The organism is Ferroglobus sp. (assembly GCF_015521575.1).
Lineage (GTDB): Archaea > Halobacteriota > Archaeoglobi > Archaeoglobales > Archaeoglobaceae > Ferroglobus.
In genome coordinates this window covers 1-6,144 of sequence record NZ_WANY01000260.1, presented here as the reverse complement: position 1 = coordinate 6,144, position 6,144 = coordinate 1, and the positions used below count along the sequence as shown (strand labels likewise).

Genomic DNA, 6,144 nt, shown 5'->3' with positions numbered 1-6,144 from the left:
GCTCTAAGGATATTTCAGAGCTTGAGAGGAAGCTTGGCAAAGGGGAGTTGAAAATAGCCCTCGGCTGGTTGAGAAGGAAGGGAGCGATTAAAATTGAGGACGGCGTTGTGAAGCTCGTTTCAAAGCCGGAGTTTAAAGAAAGAGCTGTTTTAAATGAAATTTACGAAAATAGAACTGCTGAAGTTGATGAAAAACTTTTGAAAGACCTTATAAGAAGGAAGCTCGTTAAAGAGGAAGAAGCTAAGGAAATTCTGATTGAAGTAGTCTCTAAACCTGAAGTCGAGTTAAAGGAAAAAATAGCGGATCTCACCCCAGAGCTTTTGATAAGTGGCGGGTGGAAAGGTAAGGAGTTTTTGGAATACGACATAAAAATCCCGGCCAGAGAGGTTTTCACGGCTAAAGTTCACCCCTACGAGAGGATAATCAGGGAATGCAGAAAGATTTTCTTGGAGATGGGCTTCACGGAGATAAAAGGACACTACGTTCAATCCGCTTTCTGGAACTTCGACGCTTTATTCCAACCTCAAGACCACCCGGCAAGGGAAATGCAGGACACCTTCTACCTCGACAAGTACGTCGATATCGACGAGGAGCTTGCGTACAAGGTTAAGGAGACCCACGAAAATGGATGGATTACCGGTTCTAAAGGCTGGGGAGGAAAATGGGACATAAACAAAGCGAGGCAGCTTGTGTTAAGAACTCACACGACGGCGATAACGATCCACTACTTAGCGATGAACCCCGAACCGCCGGTTAAGGCTTTCTGCATAGACAGAGTTTACAGGAGAGAAGCTATAGACGCGACACATTTACCGGAATTCGACCAGCTTGAAGGGGTCGTTCTTGACGAAAACGTTGGATTCAAGGATTTGCTCGGCTTGTTGAGAGAATTCTTCCTCAAAATGGGTTTTGAAGACGTCCGATTCCGTCCGGGATATTTCCCCTATACCGAGCCGAGCGTCGAGCCGGAAGTTTACGTGGAGGGATTGGGCTGGATCGAACTCGGAGGGGCTGGAATATTCAGAAAAGAGGTGACCGAGCCGTTGGGGATAAAGGGTAAAGTTCTCGCCTGGGGACTTGGGATTGGAAGGCTTGCGATGCTCAGGCTGGGAATGAAGGACTTGAGAATGCTCTACAATCCGGACTTAGGGTGGTTGAGGAACTTACCGGCTATAAAAAGATAAACAAAACGATTATAAGCTTCAACATTACAATTTTACGTATGGTTAAAGTTTTGATTGTAGCGGGGGATGCCGTGGAGGCTTTGGAGATCTTCTATCCGTACTACAGACTGAAAGAAGAGGGGTTCGAAGTGCATGTTGCAGCTCCAAGCAAAAAGGAGCTGAACACAGTCGTTCACGATTTCGAAGAGGGATGGGAAACCTACACCGAAAAGAAGGGTTACATTTTCAGATGGGTGGATTTGACCTTCGCCGAAGTGAAGCCAGAAGATTACGACGGATTGTACATTCCGGGAGGAAGGGCGCCTGAGTACATAAGAACGTATCCAGAGCTTGAAAAGATAGTAAAGCACTTCTTTGAAGCCAACAAACCGGTAGCTGCAATATGCCACGGCCCTCAGATTCTCGCAGCATATGGACTTTTAAAGGGAAAGAGGGCAACCTGTTACCTTGCAGTAAAGCCCGATTTGATTTCTTGTGGAGCCGAGTACAAAGATGAGGAAGTCGTCGTGGACGGAAACTTAGTTACAAGCAGAGCTTGGCCAGATTTGCCGGCTTTGATGAGGGAATTCATAAAGTTACTCAAGAAATGATTTTTTCCAAAAAGACAGTATTTTTTATTTTTTCGAGAAGAGTCATCTACGTAAAGATAATCTATTAGTATAATTGCAAGACGATCGAAGAACTTCAACGATACATCTTTATATTTTGTGTCGAACATAATCATGGGAAATGAGCGAGAAGTTAACTCCGATGATGGAGCAGTACTACAGAATTAAGCAGAAGTACAAAGACGCTTTACTATTCTTCAGAGTCGGAGACTTCTACGAGCTTTTTGATGATGATGCGAGAATTGCATCTAAGGAACTTGGAATCGTGCTAACTTCAAGGGACAAAAAGCATGCGATGTGCGGCGTCCCGCACCATGCGGCTTACTCCTACATAAAAAAGCTCATAGAAAAAGGTTACAAAGTTGCAATCTGCGAGCAGGTTGAGGAGCCCACTGGCAAAAAGCTCGTCAGGAGAGAGGTCGTGAGGGTAATAACCCCCGGAACCGTTGTGGAGGAGGAGTTACTAACCACGGAAAGCAACTACCTAATGGCTCTCTTCAAGAGAGATAAAGTTGCTCTCGCCTTCCTTGATGTTTCCACTGGAGAATTTTTCGTTACGAGCGTTAAAAACGTTGATGAGGCAATTTGCGAAGTTCTCAAATATTCCCCAGTGGAATGCTTAATTCCGGAAAGCTTCGAGGAAATTGAGGAGTTGGAAAAGCTCGTAAAAAACGTTAGGAGAATTGAAGATGAGCAGTTTAACCTAAAGAGATCCTTAGAAGTTTTAAAAGATGTTGCGAACTTTCAAACTCTGGAGTTGAGCGAAGAGGAAATTTTAGCTTGCGGAGCAGTTTTAAACTACGCTAAAAACTCACTTCTTTTCTCCAAACCGACCTTGAAGCTTCAAAAACTGGAAAGATCCGAGTACATGATTCTCGATTCAACGACAATCAGAAACCTCGAAATATTCAGAAACCTTGTCGATGGGAGCAAGAGGGGAACTTTGCTTGATGTTATAGACAAAACGGTAACGGCGATGGGAAGTAGGTTGTTGAAGAAATGGCTTCAGAGACCTCTTTTAGACATAACGGAAATCGAAAGGAGGCTTGATGCCGTTGAAGAGTTGAAAGAGAAATCATTTGTTAGGAGAGTGCTGAGAGAAACTCTTGAAGAAGTCTACGATCTCGAAAGAATAATCACGAGGCTTGAACTCGGGAAAGCTAATCCCAAAGATCTCGTAGCTTTGAAGAATTCTCTAAAAGCTGTTGGAAAGCTTAAGAAATTCGATTTTCAATCTAAAAAGCTTAGAGATCTTGTTTACGGGATGAACCCAATGGAAGAGCTATGTTCCTTAATAGAGAAGGCGATAGTGGAAGACCCTCCAGCAAACGTAAAAGATGGAGGGGTGATCAAAGAGGGGTTCGATGAAGAGCTTGACGAACTGAGAAAGGAGAAGAGAGAGCATGAGGAGTTCATAAAAAGATTGGAAGAGAGGGAAAGGAAGAGGACTGGAATAGAAAATCTGAAGGTTGGCTACAACAACGTTTTCGGCTACTACATAGAGATTCCAAAGAGCAAGGCTAAGAATCTGCCGAGGTATTACATTAGAAAGCAAACTCTCGTTAACGCTGAAAGGTTCACGATTCCGGAATTAAAAGATAGGGAGGAGAAGATTTTAGCTTACGAGGAGAGAATAAGAACTCTTGAGCAGGAGATTTTCGAGAGAATAAGAGGAGAAGTGGTCAGGCACGCTGAAAAAGTTAAAGATTCTGCTGAAAGAATCGCTGAGCTTGACGTTCTCTGTTCGCTGGCTGAAGTAGCTACCCTCTACAATTATACCCGCCCAAAGGTGAACGAAGGCTTTGATATAATCATCAGAGATGGAAGACATCCGGCTGTTGAAATAACGACGAAGTTCGTTCCGAATGACGTGAATCTGACGGAAAACAGCAGAATTTTAATAATAACCGGTCCCAATATGGCCGGGAAATCCACGTATTTGAGGCAGGTAGCGTTGATAACAATTCTCGCTCAGATAGGAAGCTTCGTACCGGCAAGCTATGCTGTTATAGGAATTGTGGACAAGATTTTCACGAGGATCGGGCTTGTTGATGATATAACGAGAGGAAGGAGCACGTTTATGGTAGAAATGCTCGAAATCGGGAGAATTTTAAACAACGCAACAAAAAGAAGCTTAATTCTTCTTGACGAAGTCGGAAAGAGTACGGGAACTAAAGAAGGTTTGAGCTTGGCTTGGGCTATAGTAGAATACCTGCACGAACTCGGAGCTAAAGTTCTTTTCGCAACTCACTATCACGAACTTTCGAAGCTCGAAAACGAGCTTTCTGGAGTGAAGAACTATCATTTCAGGCTTAAGGAGGAGAACGGGAGAGTTGAGTTCGACAGGAAAATTAGAAGGGGATTTTCAAAGGAGAGCTACGGAATAAAGATTGCGGAAATGGCGAATTTACCAAGAAGAGTCGTTGAAAGAGCTTACGAAATTTTGAATTCCAAAAACGTTAACGGAGAAGTGCCCGAGATAGTTGAGGAGATCTCAAAAATTGATGTCATGAATTTAACTCCCGTTCAGGCTTTGGTAGAACTTGAGAGGATTGTAAGAAAATGCAGGGAATTGAAGAGCTGAAGGAAAGACTTGAGTGTATCGTCAGAGAGCTTGAGGAAATTCAATCTCTTCTAAGAGTTAAAACGCTGGAGGAAGCTATAGAAAGGCTTAAAATTTCTATCAGGGAGCTTGAAGGGTTTGAAAAGAAGGGAAGCGAAAGCCTTTCCCACTACGACGTGAAGATTAAGCTTCTTGAGATGTTCAACGGAGCTCACTACCTTGAAAGCGAGAAGACAAAGCTCAGCAAATTCGGAGTGAGACCAGATGCTGTGGTGATAAGCGACGACAGCGTTTTGATAATTGAGGTGGAGAAGGATAAGAAGAACTTCCTGAGGAAGGTTAAAAAGTTGGGGAAAGTTAAGGATAAACTCTTAGAGAGTCCCATATTTACGGGAAGAAAGCTTAAATTCGTTTTCGGGCTTGTGGGCTTTGAACTTGATGAAGAGCTTAGGAAGGAGGTTTTAAATCTTGGCGATGTGGAAGTCTACTCATCTTTTGGTGGGGAGTTGAGGAGGCTGCTTTAGATTATCACTGAGAAAACTTTCAAACAATAATCCAACATTTGTGTTAATATTTGGATGATGTTCAGCTAAATGGAAAAAAGTTTAAATATGGTATTCTACCATGATTAATTGGGTGTAAACATGACGCCGAAGGAGAGGGTTAAGAAAATTTTCTCGAAAGAAAAACCAGACAGGTTGGCGTGTTTCAGCGGTATGGGTAATGTGACGGTGGAAGGTTTGAAGAAGTACGACTACGCCTTTTACGAAATTCACCTTGATGCGGAAAAGATGGCTAACGCTGCCTGCACGAGTTACGAGCTATACGGATTCGAATGCGCAGTAGCTCCCTTCGATCTCGGTGTAGAAGCTGAAGTTCTCGGAGCTGAAATGAACTTCTACACCCACAAGAGCAAGGAGGACATAGTATACCCGACGGTGAAGAAAAAAGCTATAAATGAACCGGAAGATTTGAACGTTCCCGAGAAGATAGAGGAAAAGGGCAGAGTTCCGCTCGTTTTAAAAGCCTTGGAAATCATGCAGAAAAAAGTTGGAGAGGAGGTGCCTGTTGCAACTTACATCCTCGGACCCTATACATTGGCCGGACAGATAATGGATCTGGAGAAGCTTCTGAAAATGTCTTTCAAGAATCCCGACAGAATAAACGAGCTGCTCTCCCAGCTCACAGACTTCTTAGTTGAGCTTGGTAGAATTTACCAAGATGCCGGTATAGATTACCTGACGGTTAGGGAGATGGGAGCTCCCACGGACGTTTTGAGCCCAAGAATGTTTAAGAACTTGATTTTACCCCATCTAAAAGAGCTTTTCTCAAAACTGAAAGAGCCGACAGTTTTACACATTTGCGGAGACACGAACATGATAGTCGAATTAATGTGGCAGAGCGGAGCGACAGCGATAAGCGTTGAACAGAAGAATGACGTGGCTAAAACAAGAGAAAAGCTCGGTGAAGAAGCCATAATTTTTGGAAACATAGATCCCTACGGAACGCTCGTTCTCGGGACTGCTGAGGATATAAGGAATGCTGTTAAGAAGGCTATAGATGGTGGAGTTAGCAGCGTTTGGCCGGGTTGCGATATTTGGCCTACCGTCTCAAAGGAGAACATGCTCACGTTTGTTGAGGCTGTTAAGGAATTTGGAAAACTCCAGTGAGGTGGTAGAATGGTTGACGAGGCTAAGAGAAAGGAAATTTTGGAGAAGTTGAAGAGGGGAGTCGTTGAATTCGACGAAGATCTCGTGAGGGAGGCTGCGAAGGAGGCTTTGGAAGTTGG

At 43.7% G+C, this 6,144-nt stretch carries 5 protein-coding genes; all 5 read left to right on the top strand.

Annotated elements, in window-relative coordinates; genetic code table 11:
• Positions 1-1,184, top strand: a 1,184-nt coding sequence (locus F7C14_RS10430) for a phenylalanine--tRNA ligase subunit alpha (protein WP_290902638.1), incomplete at its 5' end; no start/stop codon positions are given.
• A gap of 38 nt (positions 1,185-1,222) precedes the next feature.
• Positions 1,223-1,774: a DJ-1/PfpI family protein gene (locus F7C14_RS10425; protein ID WP_290902636.1), complete on the top strand. Its 552-nt coding sequence runs from the start codon at positions 1,223-1,225 to the stop codon at positions 1,772-1,774.
• Between the two features lie 139 nt (positions 1,775-1,913).
• Entirely contained in the window at positions 1,914-4,376 is a 2,463-nt protein-coding gene (mutS, locus tag F7C14_RS10420; RefSeq protein ID WP_290902634.1) for a DNA mismatch repair protein MutS, read from the top strand.
• Positions 4,355-4,879 (top strand): hypothetical protein, encoded by a 525-nt coding sequence (locus F7C14_RS10415; RefSeq protein ID WP_290902633.1) that lies wholly within the window; start codon positions 4,355-4,357, stop codon positions 4,877-4,879. Before mutS ends, F7C14_RS10415 begins: the two co-directional genes overlap by 22 nt.
• 108 nt (positions 4,880-4,987) lie before the next feature.
• The gene (locus tag F7C14_RS10410; protein ID WP_290902631.1) at positions 4,988-6,025 is read left to right on the top strand and encodes an MtaA/CmuA family methyltransferase; all 1,038 of its coding nucleotides are present in this window, start codon (positions 4,988-4,990) and stop codon (positions 6,023-6,025) included.
• Positions 6,026-6,144: the final 119 nt, after the last annotated feature.

Excerpts from the sequence above, each read along its gene's own strand:
- F7C14_RS10425 (WP_290902636.1), top strand. The coding sequence starts at position 1,223 with ATGGTTAAAGTTTTGATTGTAGCGGGGGATGCCGTGGAGGCTTTGGAG.
- mutS (WP_290902634.1), top strand. The coding sequence starts at position 1,914 with ATGAGCGAGAAGTTAACTCCGATGATGGAGCAGTACTACAGAATTAAG.
- F7C14_RS10415 (WP_290902633.1), top strand. The coding sequence starts at position 4,355 with ATGCAGGGAATTGAAGAGCTGAAGGAAAGACTTGAGTGTATCGTCAGA.